The 21,935-nt window shown below is 72.1% G+C and carries 19 protein-coding genes, 2 tRNA genes and 1 other RNA gene; 7 read left to right on the plus strand and 15 right to left on the minus strand.

From position 1 onward, the window contains the following. Positions 1 to 14 precede the first annotated feature (14 nt). The 5 genes from ABZ842_RS12535 to ffs all read right to left on the minus strand — a co-directional run bounded on the left by ABZ842_RS12535 (position 15) and on the right by ffs (position 7,732). On the minus strand, positions 15 to 1,481 hold the full coding sequence (locus tag ABZ842_RS12535; protein WP_361536041.1) for a N,N-dimethylformamidase beta subunit family domain-containing protein: 1,467 nt from the start codon (positions 1,479 to 1,481) through the stop codon (positions 15 to 17). Between the two features lie 504 nt (positions 1,482 to 1,985). Beyond that, positions 1,986 to 3,677: a hypothetical protein gene (locus tag ABZ842_RS12540; RefSeq protein WP_361536043.1), complete on the minus strand. Its 1,692-nt coding sequence runs from the start codon at positions 3,675 to 3,677 to the stop codon at positions 1,986 to 1,988. Between the two features lie 314 nt (positions 3,678 to 3,991). Further along, the gene (gene purD / locus ABZ842_RS12545) at positions 3,992 to 5,245 is read right to left on the minus strand and encodes a phosphoribosylamine--glycine ligase (RefSeq protein WP_361536045.1); all 1,254 of its coding nucleotides are present in this window, start codon (positions 5,243 to 5,245) and stop codon (positions 3,992 to 3,994) included. A 60-nt stretch (positions 5,246 to 5,305) separates the two neighbouring features. Continuing rightward, on the minus strand, positions 5,306 to 7,570 hold the full coding sequence (locus tag ABZ842_RS12550) for a DNA polymerase III subunit gamma and tau (RefSeq protein WP_361536047.1): 2,265 nt from the start codon (positions 7,568 to 7,570) through the stop codon (positions 5,306 to 5,308). Positions 7,571 to 7,633: 63 nt separating this feature from the next. After that, an RNA gene (ffs, locus tag ABZ842_RS12555) (signal recognition particle sRNA small type) lies at positions 7,634 to 7,732 on the minus strand. A gap of 72 nt (positions 7,733 to 7,804) precedes the next feature. On the opposite strand from ffs, the gene ABZ842_RS12560 reads away from it, so the two are divergent. Continuing rightward, positions 7,805 to 7,892: transfer RNA gene (locus ABZ842_RS12560), tRNA-Ser, on the plus strand. A gap of 492 nt (positions 7,893 to 8,384) precedes the next feature. Here ABZ842_RS12560 and ABZ842_RS12565 read toward each other — a convergent pair. Together ABZ842_RS12565 and ABZ842_RS12570 are read right to left on the minus strand one after the other, a co-directional pair. After that, complete coding sequence (locus ABZ842_RS12565) at positions 8,385 to 8,870, minus strand: hypothetical protein (RefSeq protein ID WP_361536049.1); 486 nt, start codon at positions 8,868 to 8,870, stop codon at positions 8,385 to 8,387. Beyond that, positions 8,867 to 9,193, minus strand: coding sequence for a hypothetical protein (locus tag ABZ842_RS12570; RefSeq protein WP_361536051.1), 327 nt, complete (start codon positions 9,191 to 9,193; stop codon positions 8,867 to 8,869). Before ABZ842_RS12570 ends, ABZ842_RS12565 begins: the two co-directional genes overlap by 4 nt. A 257-nt stretch (positions 9,194 to 9,450) precedes the next feature. Here ABZ842_RS12570 and ABZ842_RS12575 point away from each other — a divergent pair, with 257 nt between their 5' ends. The 5 genes from ABZ842_RS12575 to ABZ842_RS12595 all read left to right on the plus strand — a co-directional run bounded on the left by ABZ842_RS12575 (position 9,451) and on the right by ABZ842_RS12595 (position 14,768). Further along, complete coding sequence (locus ABZ842_RS12575; protein ID WP_361536053.1) at positions 9,451 to 10,326, plus strand: DUF2797 domain-containing protein; 876 nt, start codon at positions 9,451 to 9,453, stop codon at positions 10,324 to 10,326. After that, a complete protein-coding gene (locus ABZ842_RS12580; protein WP_361536055.1) occupies positions 10,323 to 11,237 on the plus strand; it encodes an amidohydrolase family protein in 915 nt (304 codons plus the stop codon). The genes ABZ842_RS12575 and ABZ842_RS12580 overlap by 4 nt, the downstream gene beginning before the upstream one ends. A 24-nt stretch (positions 11,238 to 11,261) precedes the next feature. Next, a complete protein-coding gene (locus ABZ842_RS12585) occupies positions 11,262 to 12,131 on the plus strand; it encodes a response regulator transcription factor (RefSeq protein WP_361536057.1) in 870 nt (289 codons plus the stop codon). 107 nt (positions 12,132 to 12,238) lie between these two features. Continuing rightward, complete coding sequence (locus ABZ842_RS12590; RefSeq protein WP_361536059.1) at positions 12,239 to 13,822, plus strand: MFS transporter; 1,584 nt, start codon at positions 12,239 to 12,241, stop codon at positions 13,820 to 13,822. Positions 13,823 to 13,982: 160 nt separating this feature from the next. Next, positions 13,983 to 14,768 (plus strand): TetR/AcrR family transcriptional regulator, encoded by a 786-nt coding sequence (locus ABZ842_RS12595; protein ID WP_361536061.1) that lies wholly within the window; start codon positions 13,983 to 13,985, stop codon positions 14,766 to 14,768. Between the two features lie 48 nt (positions 14,769 to 14,816). On the opposite strand, the gene ABZ842_RS12600 is transcribed toward ABZ842_RS12595, so the two are convergent. Together ABZ842_RS12600 and ABZ842_RS12605 are read right to left on the minus strand one after the other, a co-directional pair. Beyond that, positions 14,817 to 16,400: an MDR family MFS transporter gene (locus ABZ842_RS12600; protein WP_361536390.1), complete on the minus strand. Its 1,584-nt coding sequence runs from the start codon at positions 16,398 to 16,400 to the stop codon at positions 14,817 to 14,819. 183 nt (positions 16,401 to 16,583) lie between these two features. Then, positions 16,584 to 17,111 (minus strand): MarR family winged helix-turn-helix transcriptional regulator, encoded by a 528-nt coding sequence (locus tag ABZ842_RS12605; RefSeq protein WP_361536063.1) that lies wholly within the window; start codon positions 17,109 to 17,111, stop codon positions 16,584 to 16,586. Positions 17,112 to 17,293: 182 nt separating this feature from the next. Between ABZ842_RS12605 and ABZ842_RS12610 the strand changes: the two genes are divergently transcribed. Then, on the plus strand, positions 17,294 to 17,515 hold the full coding sequence (locus ABZ842_RS12610; protein WP_361536065.1) for a hypothetical protein: 222 nt from the start codon (positions 17,294 to 17,296) through the stop codon (positions 17,513 to 17,515). Between the two features lie 36 nt (positions 17,516 to 17,551). Here ABZ842_RS12610 and ABZ842_RS12615 read toward each other — a convergent pair whose 3' ends face one another. The 6 genes from ABZ842_RS12615 to ABZ842_RS12640 all read right to left on the minus strand — a co-directional run bounded on the left by ABZ842_RS12615 (position 17,552) and on the right by ABZ842_RS12640 (position 21,929). Continuing rightward, entirely contained in the window at positions 17,552 to 18,331 is a 780-nt protein-coding gene (locus ABZ842_RS12615; protein ID WP_361536067.1) for a hypothetical protein, read from the minus strand. A 171-nt stretch (positions 18,332 to 18,502) separates the two neighbouring features. Next, on the minus strand, positions 18,503 to 19,459 hold the full coding sequence (locus ABZ842_RS12620; protein WP_361536069.1) for an RNA polymerase sigma factor SigF: 957 nt from the start codon (positions 19,457 to 19,459) through the stop codon (positions 18,503 to 18,505). Positions 19,460 to 19,694: 235 nt separating this feature from the next. Further along, entirely contained in the window at positions 19,695 to 20,612 is a 918-nt protein-coding gene (locus ABZ842_RS12625) for an RNA polymerase sigma factor SigF (RefSeq protein WP_361536071.1), read from the minus strand. A gap of 262 nt (positions 20,613 to 20,874) precedes the next feature. Beyond that, positions 20,875 to 21,168 (minus strand): Dabb family protein, encoded by a 294-nt coding sequence (locus tag ABZ842_RS12630; RefSeq protein ID WP_361536073.1) that lies wholly within the window; start codon positions 21,166 to 21,168, stop codon positions 20,875 to 20,877. Positions 21,169 to 21,308: 140 nt separating this feature from the next. After that, positions 21,309 to 21,473 (minus strand): hypothetical protein, encoded by a 165-nt coding sequence (locus tag ABZ842_RS12635; RefSeq protein ID WP_361536075.1) that lies wholly within the window; start codon positions 21,471 to 21,473, stop codon positions 21,309 to 21,311. Positions 21,474 to 21,844: 371 nt separating this feature from the next. Further along, positions 21,845 to 21,929 (minus strand) — tRNA-Ser (locus ABZ842_RS12640). Positions 21,930 to 21,935: the final 6 nt, after the last annotated feature.

The following is a 21,935-nucleotide window of genomic DNA, read 5'->3' on the forward strand; positions in this document are numbered from 1 at the left end:
CCGCCCCGGCCCTCTCAGTCACGCTTGCAGATGCGGTCGAGGAGGTTGGCGGTGGCGCGCTGGATCCGCGGGTCGACGTGGCCGGGCCGGTCCAGCGCCGGTGACCAGGCGAACGTCCCGGAGGCGAAGACCAGCGCGTCGGACGGCGCCCGGTACAGGGAGGTCTCCTGGTGGCGCCCGGCGCCTTCGGCGTCGCGGTACGGGGAGTGCGCGAGCAGGATGCGGCGCTGGTGCTCGGGCAGCGGGACGCGCGGGAAGTAGCGGTCGGCCTCGCCCGCGACCAGCCCCGGGAGTTCGTCGCCCTCGCCGGCGCCGGTCGCCTCCCACAGCCAGTGGTCGGCGTTGCGCACGACCATGGGGTGCGGTTCGGGGACCCGGCCCGCGTACTGGATGCCGAGGAGCTGCTGTTCCGCCCGCTCGACGTCCCGCCACAGCGCGGACTTGCCCGGGCCGCGGCGCTTGCGGCAGGTCAGCAGGCGGTTCGGCACTCCGGACGGGGACGGGCCCAGCTCGACCTGCCAGTACAGGGTGTTGGCGGAGAGGAAGACGAGGGAGGTGCCCTGGTCGCGGGCGGCCTCCGCGGTGCGGCGCATGGGTACGGACCAGTACTCGTCGTGGCCGGGGAAGACCAGGCCCCGGTAGCGGCTCGGGTCGACGCGGCCGGCGTGCAGGTCGCGGGTGTCGGCGTAGGCGAGGTCGTAGCCGTACCGCTCGGCCCAGCGGATGAAGTCGTACGCGTGGCCGACGTGCAGCGGCAGGCCGGCGCCCGCGAAGGGGCGGTCGAAGGAGACCGTGATCGCCGCGTCCCGCTCGCCGAGCAGCCGGCCGTGCTCGTCCCACGCGTGGTACAGGCTGGCGCCGGTGTGGCCGTCCTCCGGGTAGAGGTTGTACGCCTGCCAGGTGATGTCGGGCAGCAGGAGCAGCAGGTCGGCGGGGCGGTCGTCGCGGACGGTGAAGGGGATGTGGGAGCGGTAGCCGTCGGCAGTGGTCAGCACGGCGACGTAGGCGCCCACCGACCAGTAGGAGGGGACCTGGAGGCGCCAGGAGAGCCACCAGTGGTGGCAGGAGACCGTGCGGCCGGCGATCAGCGGGGGCAGTTGGGCGATGCCGGACAGCCGGGGGCTGGTGGTGAACTTGGTCGCGCCGTGGCCGGCGTAGTGCCCGATGCGGTACACGTCGACGAGGAACTGCTGGGGCGGGTCGACCGTGACGTGGAAGTCGATCGCGTTGCCGGGGGCGACCGCGCCGGTGGAGGCGAAGCCCTTGATCTGGCGGTGCACGTCGTCGGCGGTACGGGGGGCGCGGGCGCTGCGTCCGCGGTCGGGGTCCGCGTACCAGGGCACGGCCTGGCCGGTGTCGTCGATGTACTGCTCGCTGCTGCGCAGCCAGGGGAGGGGGCCCTGGCCGAACGGGTCCGACACGGCGTGCGCGAGGGCGCCCGACTCCCAGCGGTGAATCCGTTCCGCACTGGCCCCCATCATCGTCGCGCCCCTCCTCGTCGTGCCCGCACGGCCCGGGTTTTCGGTCCGGCGGGCGGCGATTCTGCCTGGTCAGGTTAGGTTTCCTGGCGGATCCGGGCGGCCCGGTCGGGTCCCGGTTCCCTGCTGGACGGTCGGACTCCGGTGGGACTGCCGTGGGATTGCGGTGGGATTGCGGCCGACCCGCGTCGCCCGATCGACGCCGGAGCCCAGCACATCACATAACGCGCTCGCACCGTCACCCTTCGTCGCGAATGACGGCCCGGACGCGCCGGTGCACGGTGGTTTTGTCAGGGTTTCCAGGGGAAGGGGACGGCGCCTTTTTGGCCAGGGGGCGCGGGCGCGCGGGAACCGTCCCGATGCACGCGGGGTGGTGAGGGAGGCGTGGGAGGCGTGCGGGGTGGTACGGGACGGGCCGGGGGTTGGTACGGGACGGGTCCGCGGGGCGCTACGGGACGGGCGGGCTCCGCGGGGCGTTACGGGCCGGGCCGGGTCCGCGGGGCGCGGTCAGACGAGTCGTACGGGCTTCTCCGTACGGATGCCCACCCGGGTGAGCCAGTCCCGCAGCGGCCCCGGATCGCCGTCCTCCGTGAGCGCGAGCACCCGCGGGCCGAGGTCGGCGCAGCGCTCCCCGTGCAGCAGGAGCACCGGCCCGTCCAGCCAGTCGAGCCCGGGGTTCGCCCCCGCGGTGTCCACGGCCGCGCAGCAGACCATCGCCGTGACGTGGTCGGCGAGCAGGTCACGGCCGGTGCGCGGCGGCTGCAACGGGAACAGGGGCAGGGCCTCGGGCCCCCAGCCGTCCCCGCCGCTGCGGGCCGCGGCCCCCTGCTCCGTGCGCGCCTCCGCGCGGGCCTCGGCCCGGGCGACGTCGGCGCCGATGCCGGCCGCGAGGGTGTCGGCGGCCTCCGGGTGGCGGCCGGTGAGGTGTCCGATGACCCGGTCGAGGGTCGGCCCGTCGGCGGCGCCGTCGCGACCGCCGGGGCCCTCCGGCCTGAGGGGCGGAGCGACGGAGAGTTCGTCCAGTACGCGATGAAGCCGGGCCGCTTCCGTACGCCACTTGCGGTCCACGACCTCGTCCGGATACGCGCGCCAGTCGACCGGGGACCAGTCCGGGCCGGGTGCCGCCGGGCCGCCGTGGAAGAGGCGCGCGGCCAGCAGGGACGCGGCCTCGTCGATGGCACCGGGCTCTTCCAGCAGGTCACAGGCGGGCCGCTCGCCCAGCCTGGAGGCGAAGCCCTCGGCGAGGCGGTCGCGGCGGGACAACTCGGTGAGGGCCGAAACGACGCCCGCGTCCAGCCGGGAGGGCCAGCGCCCCATCCGCCAGGCGGGCAGCGCGACCCGGGTCAGCAGCCGGTCCCAGCCCGCATACGCGAGGCCGACCTGCTCCTGGGCGACGATCCGCAGTCCGTAGTCGACCGCCTGGGCCCGCTCGGAAGCGGCGGCGGCGACGCCGCGCTCCATCTCCACCGCGTATCCGCGGCAGCCGCGCAGCAGCAGCCCGGCGACCTGCCCGACGAAGCCGAGCGCGAGCCTGCGCAGCGGGCCCAGGGGCCCCAGCGGGCGTATGAGCCCGGGCGGGGGCCCGGCCGCGACGGCGAGCGCCGCGTCGAGACCCCGGACGAACCGACGGGCCGCGGCTATGTCCGGTTGGGCGGCGGACACGGTGCCGGCCACCACGGGGGCCAGCAGCGCCCGCAACTCGGCGACCCGCATCCACCACAGGAACGGGGACCCGATGACCAGCACGGGCGCCTCGGGCACGCCGCGCGGCCCGCTGCGCAGCCCGCGGTGGGTGCGGTCCTCCAGCCAGCTGTCGCAGTCGGGGGTGAGCGCGAGCGCGGACGGCGCGGGCACGTCGAGGCGCTCGGCGACCTCCCTGACCAGGCGGTACAGATCGGGGGCGGCGCGCTCGGAGAGCTCGACCGTGGGGCTGAGCGCGGGGCGGGCGCGGGCGATCACCAGGGCGACGGCGCAGGCGAGCACGGCGACGACGACGGCGACGGTCAGCACGACCGTACGGGCGGCGTCCCAGCCGGCGCCGCGCATGTGGCCGGTGGCGTCGCCGGCGAACAGCACGACGGCGACCGCAGCGGGCAGCACGGCGGCGGCGACGGCCCGACCACGGATCCGCAGCACGGCCAGCGCTCGTGCGTGCGCGGCCTGCGCGCCAAGAGACTCACCGACTCCGGTACTGGACACGGCCGGTCCTCACCCCCTCTAGCCTGCGACGGACTGTCTGCACTCCCCCACTGTGGCACCCGCCACCCACATCGCAATGCCGGTGGGCCAAGTGCCGGAACACATGCGCCGCACCCTAGTTGGGGCGCCGTCGAGCGTCATCCGGATGGCTCAGCGTCACTCGATGGAATGGCTTTGGCTAAAGGTGATGACGAGTGAGGGGGTGCCGTGAGTTCCGTGTGGAGGTGGTGTGAACAAGCCGTTCTCCGGCCGTCCGCACACGCACGCGTGCCCGGATGCGCACTTGCACCCGGGCACGTTCAGGGGCCGTTGCGCTACTGCTCCCGGGCCGCCTTGCGGGCGATGTCCGTGCGGTGGTGGGAGCCGTCCAGCCTGATGCGGCCGACCGCGGCGTACGCGCGCTCCCGCGCCTGCGTGAGGTCCTCGCCGGTCGCGGTGACCGAAAGCACCCGCCCGCCCGCGCTCACCACGGCGTCGCCGTCCCGCTTGGTCCCGGCGTGCAGGACGTACGCATGGGGCGCATCCTGCGCCGCGACCTCGGCCAGCCCCTCGATGGGGTCACCGGTGCGGGGCGTGTCCGGGTAGTTGTGGGAGGCGATGACGACGGTCACGGCGGCGTCCTCGTGCCAGCGCAGCGGCGGCTCGTCGTCGAGGGTGCCCTTGGCGGCGTTCAGCAGGACGCCCGCCAGCGGGGTGCGCAGCCGGGCCAGGACGACCTGGGTCTCCGGGTCGCCGAAGCGCGCGTTGAACTCGATGACGCGCACGCCGCGCGAGGTGATCGCCAGGCCCGCGTAGAGCAGCCCGGAGAAGGGCGTGCCGCGGCGGCGCAGCTCGTTCACGGTCGGCTGGAGGACCGTGGTCATGACCTCGTCGACCAGCTTGGGGTCCGCCCAGGGCAGCGGGGAGTACGCACCCATGCCGCCGGTGTTGGGGCCCTCGTCGCCGTCGAGGGCGCGCTTGAAGTCCTGCGCGGGGGTGAGCGGCACCACGGTCTCGCCGTCCGTGATGGCGAAGAGGGAGACCTCGGGGCCGTCCAGGTACTCCTCGATGACGACGCGCTCGCAGGCGAGGGCGTGCTCGCGGGCGGCGGCGAGGTCGTCGGTGACGACGACGCCCTTACCCGCGGCGAGGCCGTCGTCCTTGACGACGTACGGAGCGCCGAAGGCGTCCAGCGCCTCGTCGACCTCCTGCGCGTTCGTGCAGACGTAACTGCGGGCCGTCGGCACGCCGGCCGCCGCCATCACGTCCTTGGCGAACGCCTTGGAGCCCTCCAGCTGCGCCGCCTCCCGGGACGGTCCGAAGCAGGGGACGCCGGCCGCGCGCACGGCGTCCGCGACGCCGGCGACCAACGGGGCCTCCGGGCCGACGACGACCAGGTCGGCCGCGAGGTCGGTGGCGAGGCGGGTGACGGCGGCGCCGTCCAGCGCGTCCACCGGGTGGAGTTCGGCGATCTCGCCGATGCCCGCATTGCCGGGCGCACAGTGCACAGCGGAGACGTCGGGGTCGAGGGAGAGTGAGCGGCACAGGGCGTGTTCGCGGGCGCCGCCGCCGATGACGAGGACCTTCACGGGCGCCAGCCTAACCGCCGCGGGCCGAAGTGCCTGTACGGGCCTCTGAAAGCGCCCGCGCTACTCGTTCGTGTATTCCTCCAGGACCGTGGCGCCCAGCTCGCGGACGATCAGGTCGTGCCCGGAGAGCGCGGAGTCGACCAGGTCGGGGTCGTCGTCCTCCGGAATGTCGTCTTCGGGGCGGACGGGGGGCGGTCCCGAGTACGCCGGCGGGGCGGGCGGCTGCGACGGGCCCGAGCCTTGGGCCGGGCCGGAGCCACCGGTCGGTCTCGGCGGGGTCGGGGAGCCCTGGGGCGCGGCGGAGGCGCCCGGTCCGGAGGGCGGGGCGGACGGCCCGGAGGCCGGTGGCTGCGCCGTGGGCGACGGCGGCGCGGGGCGGGCGGCGGGGGCTGCGGCTTGGGAGTGGGGCTGGGCCTGGGGCGGTCGACCGCCGCCGAAGCCGCCGCTGCCGGGGCTGCCGCCCGGGCCTCCGTAGCCGCCGCTGCCGGGGCCGCCGGCGCCGCCCGTGGGGTCGACGATCGCTTCGATCTTCCACTGCACGTTGAACTGCTCGGTGAGCGCCTGGCGCAGGACTTCCTCGCTGCCGCTGCTGGCGAAGTTGTCCCGGGCGCCGGCGTTGAGGAAGCCGATCTGGAGCGTGGTGCCGTCGAACCCCGCCACCTGCGCGTTCTGACTGAGCAGGATCCAGGTGAAGCGACGGCGGTTCTTCACGGCCTCCAGGATGTCGGGCCACATGTTCCGCACCTGGACGGCGCCCTGGGCCATGCCGGGGGCCGGCGCCTGGGCGGGCGGCGCGGCCTGGTCGGGCTGCGGGGGTCCGGCCGGAGCGGACGGGGCGGCAGCGGGCGCGGCGGGCGCGGGCCGGGCGCCGGCACCGGGTGCGGTCGCGGCGGGCCAGCCGCCGGGCCGCCGACCGGTGTCCCCACCGCCGGTGGGCCAGGCACCGGGCCGCTGCGCGGGGGGAGCTTCCGCGGGTGCCGCGGGTGCCGCGGGTGCCGCCGGGGGCGTCTGTACGGCCGGCGGCGCGGGCGGCACCTGCTGAACCGGCTGCACGGGCTCCCGTACGACGGGCCCGTCCGGGCCCGGCATGTGCGCGGCGGCCTCGGCCCCCGGCACGTACCCCACCGGCGGGCTCCCGGCCGGCGGCCCGGAGAAGGCGACCGCGGCGGCACCGCGCTCCAGCCGGTCCAACCGGGCCTGGAGCGACCGCTCGTCGTCGAACGCGGCGGGCAGCAGCACCCGCGCGCAGATCAGCTCCAGCTGCAACCGCGGCGAGGTCGCCCCCCGCATCTCGGTCAGTCCGGCGTAGACGAGGTCGGCGGCGCGGCTCAGCTCGGCCGCGCCGAAGACGGACGCCTGCCCCTGCATGCGCTCGATCACGTCCGCGGGCGCGTCGATGAGACCCTTCTCCGCCGCGTCCGGCACTGCGGCCAGGATCACCAGGTCCCGCAGCCGCTCCAGCAGGTCGGCGACGAACCGCCGGGGGTCGTTGCCGCCCTCGATGACCCGGTCCACCACCTCGAACGCCGCGGCACCGTCCCCCGCGGCGAAGGCGTCCACGACCGCGTCCAACAGCGACCCGTCGGTGTACCCGAGCAGGCCGGTGGCCATGGCGTACGTCACACCTTCTTCGGTGGCGCCGGCCAGCAGCTGGTCCATCACGGACATGGAGTCCCGCACGGACCCCGCCCCCGCCCGCACCACCAGCGGAAGCACCCCGTCCGCCACGGGGATCGCCTCCCGCCCGCACACCTCGGCCAGGTAGTCCCGCAGGGTGCCGGGCGGCACCAGCCGGAAGGGGTAGTGGTGCGTGCGCGACCGGATCGTCCCGATGACCTTCTCGGGCTCGGTGGTCGCGAAGATGAACTTGAGGTGCTCCGGAGGCTCCTCGACCACCTTCAGCAGGGCGTTGAAGCCCTGCGGGGTGACCATGTGCGCCTCGTCGATGATGTAGATCTTGTACCGACTGCTCGCCGGCCCGAAGAACGCCTTCTCCCGCAGGTCACGCGCGTCGTCCACACCACCGTGCGAAGCGGCGTCGATCTCGATGACGTCGATCGACCCCGGCCCGTTCCGCGCGAGGTCCCGACACGACTGGCACTCGCCGCACGGCGTGGGCGTCGGCCCCTGCTCACAGTTCAGACAGCGGGCCAGGATGCGCGCACTCGTCGTCTTCCCGCACCCGCGCGGACCGCTGAACAGGTACGCGTGATTGACCCGGTTGTTCCGCAGGGCCTGCTGCAACGGGTCGGTGACATGCTCCTGCCCGATGACCTCGGCGAACGACTCCGGGCGGTAACGGCGGTACAACGCAAGGGACGACACACCTACGAGGTTATCGGCCCCCACCGACAACCGTCCCCCACCCGCTCCCCCGCCCCCTCCCACAACGCAAGCGCCCCTCACGCACCCGCCAGAGCCGACCTACCCTTGCTGCCTTCCGGCCCTGGGGGAGTTCAGTCAGATAGCGCCACGTGAGGGGCTCCGCACAGGGTACCTGATGAGCGGGGGTGGGAACGAGTTCGCGAGCACTCCTCAACGTCTTGTATTGTTTGCCGCGGAGGATTCGCCTAGTGGCCTAGGGCGCACGCTTGGAAAGCGTGTTGGGGGCAACCCCTCACGAGTTCGAATCTCGTATCCTCCGCCAGTGCCTCACCGGGCACTAACGTCGAAGGGCCCCACCGCTTGCGGTGGGGCCCTTCGACGTTCTCCGTCTCAGGTCGAGTCAGCGACGCGCCCTCAGCTCTCTGACCGCGGTCGGTGCCACGAGGCGGAGTGCCATCGATGTGGCGAACGCAGCGCCTGCCGCCAGCACGGCCTCGACCAGGTCAGCACCCGCATGGTCTTCGGGATGACTACCGCCAGAGCGATCACCAGCGAGAACAGAGCAGCAATCACCAGCCACAGGGCCCAGTCCCGTGACGGTGGCGGTGGCGGCGGTTGTGAAGCGCACACGAGCGAGTTCCCTTTCAGCGAGATGACGGGGTAAGCGGGACCGCTCGCGTTCACTCCGGACCCGCCGAAGCGACCATCAGGCGTTCAGCGAGTTCCGTACGGGACCGTGAGACCGCGTCGGCAAATCGCCGGCGAGCCAAGACCTGCGCTTCCAAGACGGCGGGTACCCGCCCGCTCGGGGACTTCAGATCTGGATTACGTGCACATCCTGCGCGTTCAATGCCTTCAGATAGGCGCTGAGATCGGCTGGATCGCTGGTGAAGACAACAGCGCTGCCGTGTCGGGCCGCAGTCAGGGCCACCAGGGCGTCCACCGCGTCCGGGCGCTTCTTCGGAGGCAGCTCCGCCGCACCGAGGGAGCTGCCGATGCGCTGCCATTCGGTGATGTCCGGACCGGTGGCGCACATGATGCAGGCCGTCTGCCCCACGACGGTGGGGCGCATGGCAGGGGCCGAACTACGGGCCTGCGGGATCGTGCACTCCTTCATGACTCCGGCCAAGGCGTGCACCACGGCAGGGCTGGGCCGCCAGACTTGAGCCAGAACCGGACCCAACACGAGCGCTCGGTGTGGCGCGTCTTGAAGACCGGCATGCAGACGCACCGCCTTCGCCTTGCGGTCGGCAAGCGCCATCAACATGCCAGCGTCATAGATCGGCACCCGGATGGTCACGCGGCGTTACCGGATCGGGTGGCGGGGCCGTCGGGCCCATAGATGAGCCCCAGGGCCTCCTCCACTTCCTTCCGCTCCTGCTCCGTGAGATCGCCGTCAACCACTTCCGCGAGCGGCGGCAACGCAGCTGCCTCCGTCTCCGCTGCCGCAATCACCGCGTCGATTCGGGCGAACTGCGCTTCGGAAGCTTCCGCCTCGGCCATCTGGCGAGTAGCCGCGTTGACGAGGTAGGCGGACACGTCCATACCGGCCCGTTCCGCATGAGCACGAATGCGCTCAGCGTGATCACTGTCCAGGCTGATGCTGATCCTTGTCTTAGCCACACCGGAAGTGTATGACACGTATTACGGACCTGTCGGGCGATTCCGGGGAGCCAGGCGAAGGCCCGCGGCCCGTACAGCCGCGAACAGCGATCCTGCCCCATGCCCCTTCGTCAGGCGACGTGCTGCTCGGCCGGAATAGGGCGCTGGAGTCGGGGGCGGGGGGTTCGGCTGGAATGGGGTGGTGGGCCGGGCAGGGGGGTGGTGGGCTCCTGTACCCTCCGCGTTTTGGTCTGAGGGGCGTGGGCCCGGAGGTGGGTATGTCGTGGCGGTGCACCGGGATCGCGTGGCCGCAGGGGGCGCAGCTGGCGGTGTTGGGGTGGGAGGGCGGGCGGGTCAGCCCGTTGACGGCCGGGAAGCGGTTGGGGCTGCGCGCCGAGGGTGAGCGGGGCTGTGTGGGGGCCCGGGGACACGTCTGTCCGCTGGGTGCCCTGGTGCCGGGGCGCACGACCCGGGCGCGTTGTGCCGAGTGTGCGCGGCTGGATCGGGCGCACTCGGTGGCCGCGGACGGGGTGCCGGACGACCCTCGGACGTACCGCGTGTATTTGGCCTGGTTCGGGCCCGGCATGGTGAAGGTGGGGATCACGGCCGAGGAGCGCGGTTCGGCGCGGCTGTTGGAGCAGGGTGCGGTGGTGTTCAGCTGGCTGGGGCGCGGGCCGCTGATGGCCGCGCGGCGGACCGAGGAGTTGCTGCGGGCCGCGCTCGGGGTGCCGGACCGGATTCCGTACGCCGAGAAGCGGGCCGTGCGGGCGGCGCTGCCGGAGCGGGCGGTCGAGCGGGCCGCCGAGGTCGAGGAGGTGCACCGGCGGGCGCTGGCCGTCGGGGAGTGGACCCAGACGCTGGAGCCGTTGGCGTACGAGGCCGTGGACCACGCCGCGGCGTTCGGTCTGGAGCGGCTGCCGGGCGCCGGAGCCGTGGTGCGGGAGCTGGTCGACGGTGGTGCGGTCGCCGGCACGCTGCTGGCCGTCGCCGGGCCCGACCTCCACCTCGTCGACGCGGCGGAGCGGCACGTCGTCCTGGACAGCCGGCTGTTGGTGGGGTGGTCCCTGGTGGGCGCCGAGCCGACGGCCGGGGTCTCCGTGCCCGTCGTCGACGCCCGGAACGACGACGACGGCGTACAGGAAGGGTTGTTTTGAACTCACCGGAGAGCCGGGAGAGCGTCGAGGTAGCGGACTTCTGGCGTCGTCTCGGGCTTCCCGGGCTCGTCGACGTCCACACCCACTTCATGCCCGACCGCGTCCTCGCCAAGGTCTGGTCGTACTTCGACGCCGCCGGCTCGCTCACCGGCGTCGACTGGCCCATCGCCTACCGGCACGAGGAGCAGCGGCGGATCGCCCTGCTGCGGGAGTTCGGCGTCCGGACGTTCACCGCCATGCTCTATCCGCACAAGCCCGCCATGGCGGCCTGGCTCAACTCCTGGGCCGCGGACTTCGCCGCGCGCACGCCCGACTGCCTGCACACGGCGACCTTCTTCCCCGAGGACGGCGCCCGCGAGTACGTCGAACGCGCCGTCCGACAGGGCGCCCGGGTCTTCAAGGCGCACCTCCAGGTCGGGGAGTACGACCCCAACGACCCACTGCTCGACGACGTCTGGGGGCTGCTGTCCGACGCCGGCGTCCCCGTGGTCACGCACTGCGGCTCGGGGCCTGCGCCGGGGCGGTTCACCGGACCCGGGCCGACGGGCCGGCTGCTCGCCCGCCACCCCCGGCTGCGGCTGGTGGTGGCGCACCTGGGCATGCCGGAGTACGGGGAGTTCCTGGCGCTGGCCGAGCGGTACGGCGAGGTGCGGCTGGACACGACGATGGCGTTCACCGACTTCTCCGAGCGGTTCGCGCCCTTCCCGCGCGAGCGGCGCGGGGAGCTGGCCGCGCTCGGCGACCGGATCCTGCTGGGCAGCGACTTCCCCAACATCCCGTATCCGTACGTCCACCAACTGCGCGCGCTGGAACGGCTCGACCTGGGCGACGCCTGGTTGCGGGCGGTCTGTCACGACAACGCCGCCGCGCTTTTCTCAGACAATTCCCATCCGGAGGCAAGGTCCTTTTGAGGAGGGCTCCTTAGCGTCGCCGGCATGACGCTGACGCCGACGACGCGACCGACGCCGCCACCGACGAAGCAGTCGACGAAGTCGTCGGCTCCACCGGCTCCACCGACGGGGCAGCCCCGGGGCCGGCAGCCCGACGCCCCGCCGTCCGCCCTGGTCAGAGCCGACGGCAGCCCGGCGCGCGTCCTGGTCGTCGAGGACGAGCAGCCGGTCACGGAGCTGCTGTCGCTGGTGTTGCGGTACGAGGGCTGGGAGGTGCGCAGCGCCGACGACGGCGCCGGTGCGGTGCGCTGCGCCCGCGAGTTCGAGCCCGACGCCGTGGTGTTGGACGCCACGCTGCCGGACATGGACGGGCTCGCCGTCCTGAAGGAGCTGCGGCGCGAGCTGCCCGACGTGCCGGTGCTGTTCCTCGCGGCACGGGGCACGGCCGGCGCGCGGATCACCGGGCTGACGGCCGGCGGCGACGACCTGGTGGCCAAGCCGTTCTCGCTGGAGGACGTGGTGGCGCGGCTGCGGGGGCTGATCCGCCGTACGGGACTCCGCGCCGACCTGCGCAACGGCCTGCGCCCGGACGGCGCGGTGGCCGCCCGCGGCGACTGCGTCCTCACGGTGGGCGACCTGGTGCTGGACGAGGACAGCCGCGAGGTGTGGCGCGGGGGCGAGTCGATCCATCTGACGGGGACCGAGTTCGAGCTGCTGCGCTATCTGATGCGCAATCCGCGCCGGGTGCTCAGCAAGGCGCAGATCCTGGACCGGGTGTGGTCGTACGACTTCGGCGGCCAGGCGAACGTGGTCGAGCTGTACGTGTCGTACCTGCGGAAGAAGATCGACGCGGGACGGACCCCGATGATCCACACCCGGCGCGGCGCCGGCTACCTCATCAAGCCCGGCGAATAGCCCGCGCGCCCGCCCCTAGGGCCGTCGAAAACTAGTTGTACAGCGTATAGCAGAGCCTTGTACGGTGTACGGGAACTTGTCCCCGTACACCGTACAAGGAGGTGCCCGTGGCAGCGCCCGCCACCGACGCCGCATCCGGCACGCCACCGCTCGCCCCCACCGGTGGGCACCCCCAACGCTGGCTGATCCTCGGGGTCATCTGCCTGGCCCAGCTCGTCGTGCTGATCGACAACACCGTGCTGAACGTGGCGATCCCGTCCCTCACCCGCGAGCTGGACGCCTCGACCTCCGACGTCCAGTGGATGATCAACGCGTACGCCCTGGTCCAGTCCGGACTGCTGCTCACCGCGGGCAACGCCGCCGACCGCTACGGCCGCAAGAAGCTGCTCCTCGCCGGGCTCGCGATCTTCGGCATCGGCTCGCTCGCGGCCGGGCTCTCCCAGACGTCCGCCCAGCTCATCGCCGCCCGCGCCGGCATGGGCGTGGGCGGTGCGCTGCTGCTCACCACCACCCTCGCCGTCATCGTCCAGATCTTCTCGGACACCGAACGCGTCAAGGCGATCGCGATCTGGTCGACCGTCAGCTCCCTCGGCTTCGCCATGGGGCCGCTGCTCGGCGGCGTCATGCTGGACCACTTCTGGTGGGGTGCGATCTTCCTGATCAACCTGCCGGTGGCGGCGCTCGGCCTGTTCGCGGTCGCCGCGCTCGTACCGGAGTCCAAGAGCAAGCAGGGCGACCGGCCCGATCTGCTCGGCGCCCTGCTGTCCACGATCGGCATGACCGCGGTGGTCTTCGCGATCATCTCCGGGCCCGAACACGGCTGGGGCTCCGGCCGGGTGCTGGTCTCGGCGGCGGTCGGCGTGCTCGTCCTCGTCGGCTTCGCGCTGTGGGAGCTGAAGATCCCGTACCCGATGCTCGACATGCACTTCTTCCAGAACCGAAAGTTCGTCGGGGCCGTCGCCGGCGCGATCCTGGTCGCCTTCGGCATGACCGGGTCCCTCTACCTGCTCACCCAGCACCTCCAGTTCGTCCTCGGGTACGAGCCGCTGGACGCGGGTCTGCGCACGGCTCCGATGGCGCTCATGGTCGTCCTGCTCAACCTCACCGGGCTCGGCCCGCGCGTGCTGCTGAAGATCGGCGCCCCGCTGACCATCGCCGCGGGCATGGCGCTCGTCTCGGCCGGCCTCGCCGCGATCGCGCTGATGAGCGGCGACGGCTACGGCGGCATGCTCCTCGGCCTGGTCGTGATGGGTGCCGGTGTCGCGCTCTCGATGCCGGCGATGGCCAACACGATCATGAGCGCCATCCCGCCGGAGAAGGCGGGCGTGGGCGGCGGGATCAACGGCACGCTCGCGGAGTTCGGCAACGGCCTCGGCGTCGCCGTGCTCGGCGCGGTGCTGAACGCCCGCTTCGCCGCGCTCGTGCCGGGCGCCGTCGGCGCCGCGTCGCTGCCGGCCGCGCTCGCCTCGGCGAGCGGGCCGGAGGAGCGGGCGGCGATCTCCGACGCCTTCGCGTCGGGTCTTGAGACCAGCCAGCTCGTGGGCGCGGTCGCCGTGCTGGCGGGCGGACTGCTGGCCGCCGTGCTGCTGTGGCGGGCCGAGCAGTCGGAGAAGAAGACGCAGAAGCCGGAGCAGAAGGAGAAGCCGCAGAAGCCGGACGGCGCCGTCCCCGAGACACCGGCCTCGGCATAGCATCGTCATCGGTGACACGTGGGCGCTGAAGTGGCGAAGCCGATGAAGCCGGCGAAACCGATGAAACTGATGAAGCCGACGAAGTGCTGACATGACCCGGTGGCCGCCGCGGACGACGCGCCGGCGGCCACCGGCGAGGGCGAGCGAGAGGGGTGGCGCGATGGCGAACGCGACCGGCCGGGCGGAGCGTCCCGCACGACCCAGCGTCTGGCTGGACAGCGGGAAGCCCGAACGGGTCCGCAGGTCCGGACAGCCCTCCTCGCTCGACCGCACGAAGATCGTCGAGGCGGCGGTGCGGCTGCTGGACGCGGAGGGCGCGGCGAAGTTCTCCATGCGCCGGCTCGCCGCGGAGCTCGACGTCACCGCGATGTCGGTCTATTGGTACGTCGACACCAAGGACGACCTCCTGGAGTACGCCCTCGACCACGTCTTCGACAGCATGCGGCTGCCGGACGTCTCGGACCCGGAGCAGTGGCGCGAGCAGGTCCGCACGCTGGCCGTGGAGTACCGCGGACTCCTGGTGCGCCACCCCTGGGTCTCGCCCCTCGTCGGCCACTTCCTGAACATCGGCCCCAGGTCCCTCACGTTCGCCGCGACGGCGCAGAAGGCCATCGCGCACTCCGGTCTGCCGGAGGAGCGCCAGACGGCCGGCATCGCCTCCGTCTTCCAGTTCGTGTACGGCTTCGGGACGATCGAGGGGCACTACGTCGAACGGTGCTCCTCGGCCGGGATGACCCAGGACGAGTACTTCCAGCTCTCCATGGGCGCCTTCAACACCCAACCGAACTTCTCGGACTACCTGGACAACAGCGTCCGCATCATGAACGCGCGCGGCGGCGGCACCGTCGCCGAGATGCGCGACCGCGACTTCGAGTACGCGCTGGACCTGCTGATCATCGGCATCGAGACGCTGGCGGCACGCACGGCACAAGGCGCACGCGGCTGAGGACCTCGCGGCTGAGGACCGCGCGGCTGACCGCGCGCGGGCGACCGGTCACGCCGGCTGGTCCGCGGTGCGCGTGCGGGCGTCCTCCGCCGTGGCCCCGGGCCCCGCGCCCGGCTCCCGCTCCGCCGTCACCGTCCGGGACTTCAGCGGCACTTCCTTGATGAAGAGGGTGACGAAGAAGGCGACCAGGGCGAACGGGGCCGAGTAGAGGAAGACGTCGGCCACCCCGTGCCCGTACGCGCTCTCCACCACCGTGCGGACCGGCTCCGGGATCAGGTCGAGGTCGGGGATCCCGCCGCCCAAGGTCGCGCCCGATCCGGCGCCCGCCGCCTCGGGGCCGAGTTCGGCGAGCCCGTCCTCGACGTAGTGGTTGACCCGGCTGCCGAGGACCGCGCCCAGCGCGGAGACCCCGATCGCACCGCCGAGTGAGCGGAAGAAGACCACCACGGAGGAGGCCGCGCCCAGGTCCCGCCCGGAGACCTGGTTCTGGGTGCACAGCACCAGGTTCTGCATCATCATGCCGATGCCGAGGCCCAGTACGGCCATGTACACGGCGATGTGCCAGTACGGGGTGTCGTAGCGCATCGTGCCCAGCAGACCGAGGCCGGCCGCGGCCAGGACGCCGCCGTTCACCAGCCACGCCTTCCAGCGTCCCGTCCGGGTGATGACCAGGCCGGAGACGGTGGAGGAGAGGAAGAGGCCCGCGATCATCGGGATGGTCAGCACCCCGGACATGGTGGGCGACTCGCCCCGGGCGAGTTGGAAGTACTGGCTGAAGAAGACCGTGCCGGCGAACATCGCGACGCCGACGAAGAGGGAGGCGAGCGCCGCCAGCGAGATGGTGCTGTTGCCGAACAGCCGCAGCGGGATGATCGGCTCGTCCGCCCGGGACTCCACGTACAGGAAGGCCGCGCTGAGCAGCAGCGTGCCGCCGACCATCGCGGCGGTCTGCCAGGACGCCCACGCGTACCGGTCGCCGGCGAAGGTCACCCACACCAGCAGCAGGGACACGGCCGCGCTGATCAGGCCGGCGCCGGCCCAGTCGACCTTCACCCGGCGCTTCACGACGGGCAGGTTCAGGGTCTTCTGCAGGACGACCATGGCGAGCAGGGCGAAGGGGACACCGGCGTAGAAGCACCAGCGCCAGCCGAGCCACTCGGTGTCGGTGATCACTCCGCCGAGCAACGGGCCGCCCACGGTCGCCACCGCGAAGGTCGCCCCGAGGTAGCCGCTGTAACGGCCGCGCTCCCGCGGGGAGATCATCGCGGCCATGATGATCTGGGACAGCGCGGTCAGCCCGCCGACGCCGATGCCCTGGACGACCCGGCAGGCGATCAGCATGCCCGTGCTCGTCGAGAAGCCGGCGGCGACCGAGCCGACCATCCATATCACCAGGGACGTCTGGACCAGCAGCTTCTTGCTGAAGAGGTCGGCGAGCTTCCCCCACAGCGGGGTGGTCGCGGTCATCGCGAGCAGGGCGGCGGTGACGACCCAGGTGTAGCCGCTCTGGCCGCCGCCGAGGTCGGTGATGATCTGCGGCAGCGCGTTGGAGACGATCGTGGACGACAGGATGGCGACGAACATCCCGATCAGCAGCCCGGACAGCGCCTCCATGATCTGCCGGTGGCTCATGGGGGCGGTGTCGGCGTCGTCGGCGGCGTGCGGCTGCGCCGGCACGGGGCGGCCGTCGCCCCCCGTACCGACCCGTGAGGTCGAAGCCATGTCAGTCCTTCTCGTACGTCGTCCTGGGAACGTCCGGTGCGGTGGCGCCCCTTTTTTCGTGCGTGGTCGTGCGTGGTCACGCATGGTCGTGCGTCACGCGTGGTCGTGCGGGAGTTCGGGAGGTGCTGGAGATACGGAGGCGGGTACGGCTGCGGACACAGCGGGCACGGAATGCGCCAGCAACGGAACGCGGCAGTCCGCGCCGAAGGAGTCCCGTAGCCGCGTCAGCATCGCGATCAGCTGCTCGACCTCGCCGTCGGACCAGCCGTCGAGCCGGTGCGAGAACATCTCCGCCGTGCGGTCGTGCAGCTCCGTCAGCTTGACCGCGCCCGCCGGGGTGAGCCGCAGGATCCGGGAGCGCCGGTCCGCGGGGTCGGGGACGCGCTCGACCCAGCCGCGCTCGGCGGCGTGGGCGACGTGTCTGCTGGTCACCGACATGTCGATGGCCAGCAGCTCGCACAGGCGCCCCATCCGCATCTCACCGTGCCGGTGCAGCAGGGAGAGGGTGGCCGCGGGGCCGGAGGGACAGTCGACGGGCAGCGCGCGCAGCAGACCGCGGCGCAGGATGCCGATCGCGTTGAGCTGACGGGCCAGTTCCGCGTACAGCGCCTGAGCGGCCATGACCCGGGATCCTCCCCCTCGATGTTGTTGCTTAGAGCAACCATAGATTTATTTGGTTGCTCTAGGCAAATGAAATGGTGCTTGCGGGAGTAAAGGAACCCCAAAGCCTTCGTCGCGGGCGGGCACGGTCCGGCGCGGTCGGGGGTTGGGCGACCGGGGCTCGTTGACTAGGGTCGTGCGCTATGGCACACAATCCCCAGAGTCCCCACGGCCAGGGCCACGACGGCGGTCACGACCCCGCGGGCAGCACGCAGATGTTCCGTGCGTTCGTCGACGAGGGCGGCGCGCCCCAGGGGCGTCGGCGGGCCGCCGAGCCGCAGTCCGGCCCGCGCGTCGGGCTGGTCCTCGGGGTCGTCGCGGCGGTCGTCGCCCTCGGCGCGGTCGTCTGGCTCGCCCTGGGCTGAGCCCACGGGGGCCGGCGGGCCGACTCGGGAAGCTCGCTACTTCCAGACGGCCGTGACGTCCTGGGTCTCGATGCGCATCCCCAGCGGTACGCGCCAGGCGTCCACGCACACGGTGTACGCCTGCGAGCGCTTCGCCCTGGCCGCGATCGGCGCGGGCAGCGGCTGGCTGGTCGCGATGGTGGCCCAGTCGACGCCGAGGGCCCCGATGACGTGCGTCTCGAAGGTGGCCGTGCCCGACGCGACCGCCGTGCCACCGGAGTTGCGGAACTCGACGGTGACCTCTTCGCACCACCTCTTGTCCAGCTTCTTGCGGACCGGGTCGCCGACCGCCAGCACGGCGGGGGCGGCCGGGGGGCGCGACGGCGCGGGAGCGGGGGCGGTCGAGGGCGGGCGTGCGCCGGGCTGCTCCGGGGTGGGCCGACCGCCGGGTGCGCTGCCCGAGCCGCCGTTCGTACCGGGTGCGCCCGATGACGTACCGGGGACGCCGGATGCACCAGGGACACCGGGAGCCGTACCGGAAGAGGACGTACCGGATCCGCCGTTCGACGGCGCGGACGTCGAGCCCGAGCCGGTGGACGGCGGGGTTACGGAGCCGGACCCCGGCCCCGTAGAGGGTGCGGCGGACGAACTTCCGGGCTCCAGCGGGATCAGCCTGATCTCGCCCTTCGGCGGGACCGCGCCTTCGGGGGACCCTTCGGTCCCCGCACCCACCGCCGCGTATCCGTCGTCGTCACCGCTCCCGCCGCATGCGGTGAGCGCTCCACCGAGGCAGAGCGCCGCCGCCGCGAGGACTGCCCTCTGACGTCGTCGTCGCATCGCGCCAGTCTGTCTGACGCTGCGTCAATAAGGAAGCCGTCGGCGAAGGTCCGCGGCGCGGACGGCGGAAGTGCCCGTCGCACCGGCGGTGTCGGCCGCTCACGTCGAGCCGATCTGACCGTACCGCCCGGTCGGCGCAGAGCGGGCGTCGGTCCGTCGCTTCGGCGGGCGTCAGTCCGCGGTCAGGCCCTGGCGCAACTGCGCGAGCGTGCGCGTCAACAGCCGGGAGACGTGCATCTGCGAGATGCCGACCTCCTCGCCGATCTGCGACTGCGTCATGTTCGCGAAGAAGCGGAGCATGATGATCTGCCGCTCACGGGGCGGCAGTTTGGCCAGCAGCGGCTTCAACGACTCGCGGTACTCCACGCCTTCGAGCGCCGAGTCCTCGTAGCCGAGGCGGTCCGCGAGCGAGCCCTCGCCGCCCTCGTCCTCCGGGGACGGGGAGTCGAGCGAGGAGGCGGTGTACGCGTTCCCCACCGCGAGGCCGTCGACGACCTCCTCCTCCGACACCCCGAGCACGGCGGCCAGTTCGGGAACGGTCGGCGAGCGGTCGAGGCGCTGGGAGAGCTCGTCGCTCGCCTTGGTCAGCGCGAGACGCAGCTCCTGCAGGCGGCGCGGCACCCGCACCGACCACGAGGTGTCGCGGAAGAAGCGCTTGATCTCCCCGACGACCGTCGGCATCGCGAACGTGGGGAACTCCACGCCGCGTTCGCAGTCGAAACGGTCGATGGCCTTGATGAGCCCGATCGTGCCGACCTGGACGATGTCCTCCATCGGCTCGTTCCGGCTGCGGAACCGGGCCGCCGCGTACCGCACGAGGGGCAGATTGAGCTCGATCAGGGTGTCGCGGACGTACGTGCGCTCCGGGCTGTCACCGGCCTGCTGGTTGTCCAGCGCGCGCAGCCGCAGGAAGAGCGAGCGGGAGAGCGTACGGGTGTCGATGGCCCCGCCGCCGTCGCCCGCGTCGGCGCTCGGCTCGGGCGGGGAGTCGGCCGCGGACAGCGAATCCGACGGCTTCGGCAGCGTCCCGCCCGTCTCCGACATCGGTGACAACTGCTCTGACGTGGGCGAGAGCACGGGCGCGGGCGTGAGCGTGAGCACCTTCGAGCTGCCCTGTTCTACGGACATGCCACCCCCTTGAGGTCGCGGTCGGTCGCGGTGGCCGCGACCAACGGAGGAACGCAGCCTGCCCCTGAGATACCGGCACAGGGCCTGCCGCAAACGCGTCATCCGCAGAATGTCACATGTCGGCAACGCGCTGAAGTGACATGTCGACAAGTGATGAAGGAAACGATGCAGGAAGCAGCAGGTACGCGTGCGACGTCCCGCGGTAGGGCCTCCGAAAGGTCTCTACCCGTTCCGACTACGCTTCGATCCTGTTTGCGGATCGCAATCGTGCGAAGCTTCGGGCGAGGAGCCTTGACACGTGCATCTGCGAGACGCCGAGCTCCTGACTGATCTGCGACTGCGTCAGATTGCTGTAGTAACGCAGCATCAGGATCCGCTGCTCGCGCTCCGGGAGCTGGACGAGCAGGTGCCGTACGAGGTCCCGGTGTTCGACGCCGGCGAGCGCGGGGTCCTCGTACCCGAGCCGGTCGAGCAGCCCGGGCAGCCCGTCGCCCTCCTGCGCCGCCTCCAGCGAGGTCGCGTGGTAGGAGCGGCCCGCCTCGATGCAGGCGAGCACCTCGTCCTCGCCGATCTTCAGCCGCTCGGCGATCTCGGCGGTGGTGGGGGTACGGCCGTGAGCCGTCGTCAGGTCCTCCGTGGCGCCGTTCACCTGGACCCAGAGCTCGTGCAGCCGGCGCGGGACGTGCACGGTGCGCACGTTGTCCCGGAAGTATCGTTTGATCTCCCCGACGACCGTCGGCATCGCGAAGGTGGGGAACTGCACACCGCGGTCGGGGTCGAACCGGTCGATCGCGTTGATCAGCCCGATGGTGCCGACCTGGACGACGTCCTCCATCGGCTCGTTGCGACTGCGGAACCGGGCCGCCGCGTACCGCACGAGCGGCAGGTTCGCCTCGATCAGCGCGGCCCGGACGCGCGAGTGCTCCGGGGTGCCGGGCACGAGCCCCTTGAGCTCGCCGAAGAGCACCTGGGTGAGCGCGCGGGTGTCGGCGCCCCGGCTCTGGGGGCGGACGGGTGCGCCCCCCTCGTTCTCGGATTCTTCAGCGGACGCGTCCGCGGGCCCGTCCGCCGACCGGTCCGCCGGGGCGGACGGTGGCACGGCCGGGCGCTCGTTCTGAGGCGGCGCCTGATGAGGCGCGGTACTGGCCGGCACGATGACGCCACCCCTTTGCGGTCAACTACGGTCAACTCATCCGTCAAAAGCGGTCATAGCATCACAAGACATGTCCACTGTGTGCAAGCACCAGATAACACCGTGTTGAGGGCAAGTTGGGCCTCAAACCTCAAAAAGCCCCTTGCCTCTGGGGCAAGGGGCCGTCGAACGGGCTCGAACGAGATCGAACGTGCTGCTGAACGGCGCCGGGATCCCGGCAGGATCCCGCCCGGATCCTTCTCGCGTCCCGCTCGGATCTCCCTCAGATCTCGTAGTCGGCGATCACCCACGTGGCGAACGCCCGCCACTGGCCCGCGGCTGCCTGGTGGGCCGGGTGCTCCAGATAGCGCTTCAGCGCATCGCGGTCGGCGACGGCGGAGTTGATGGCGAAGTCGTACGCGATGGGCCGGTCCGAGATGTTCCAGGCGCACTCCCACTGCACCAGCTCGGGCACCTGCCCCTCCAGCGCCCGGAATGCCTCGACCCCGGCGACGACGCGCGGCTCGTCCCGCTCGACGCCTTCGTTCAGCTTGAACAGGACCAGGTGGCGGATCATGGGGCGCTCCTCCGATGCGTGGCCGGCCGCTCGGCCGACCGGACGGGACTTCACGGACACGCCCTGGCGTCCTGGCCGCGTCTTCCCGGCTGATTTCCAGCTGGTTCCTCGCTGGCTCCCAGCTGGTTCCTCGCCGGTTCCTAGCTGATCAGCTCGGTCATGAACTCGCCGATGCTGTCGGCCGCGTCCGATATGCCCTGGAAGCCTATCTGGACCAGGTCCGCTGCTCTTTCCGGGGTCTTGATGATCGTGTACAGCACGAAAACGACGAGCATCCAGAGCACGACCTTCTTCGCCTGTGCCATAGCCCCTTGCCTCTCGACGTTCCCCGTGAGCGATCGCGGAAGTCTAACCGAGCGTTTATGGACCAAGGGCCCGACCATCGAGGCCCTTTGCCGATCGGTTTCCGCCCGCGCGAGGAGCAGTATGGGCACCGGACCGCGCGGATCTGGCAGGAATCCCGCGGCCCGGCGACCGGCCCCCACTGCAGGGCCGCGTGCCGCGCGCTTCCCCCGACGCGGCACGGGCCTGTGGCCGGCCGCGCCACGGGGGAAGCGGCCGTCCCCCCGTAGCCGCTTCCCCCGACCTCGAAGCCCGCCCCGTCACCTCTCCCTGACCTGCGGCACGGCACAAAACGAAGGGCCCGGTTCTGTGAACCGGGCCCTTCGTACAAGAGCGGTAGCGGAGGGATTTGAACCCTCGGTGACTTGCGCCACACTCGCTTTCGAGGCGAGCTCCTTCGGCCGCTCGGACACGCTACCGGGAGA

Source organism: Streptomyces sp. NPDC047315 (genome assembly GCF_040643215.1).
GTDB lineage: Bacteria > Actinomycetota > Actinomycetes > Streptomycetales > Streptomycetaceae > Streptomyces.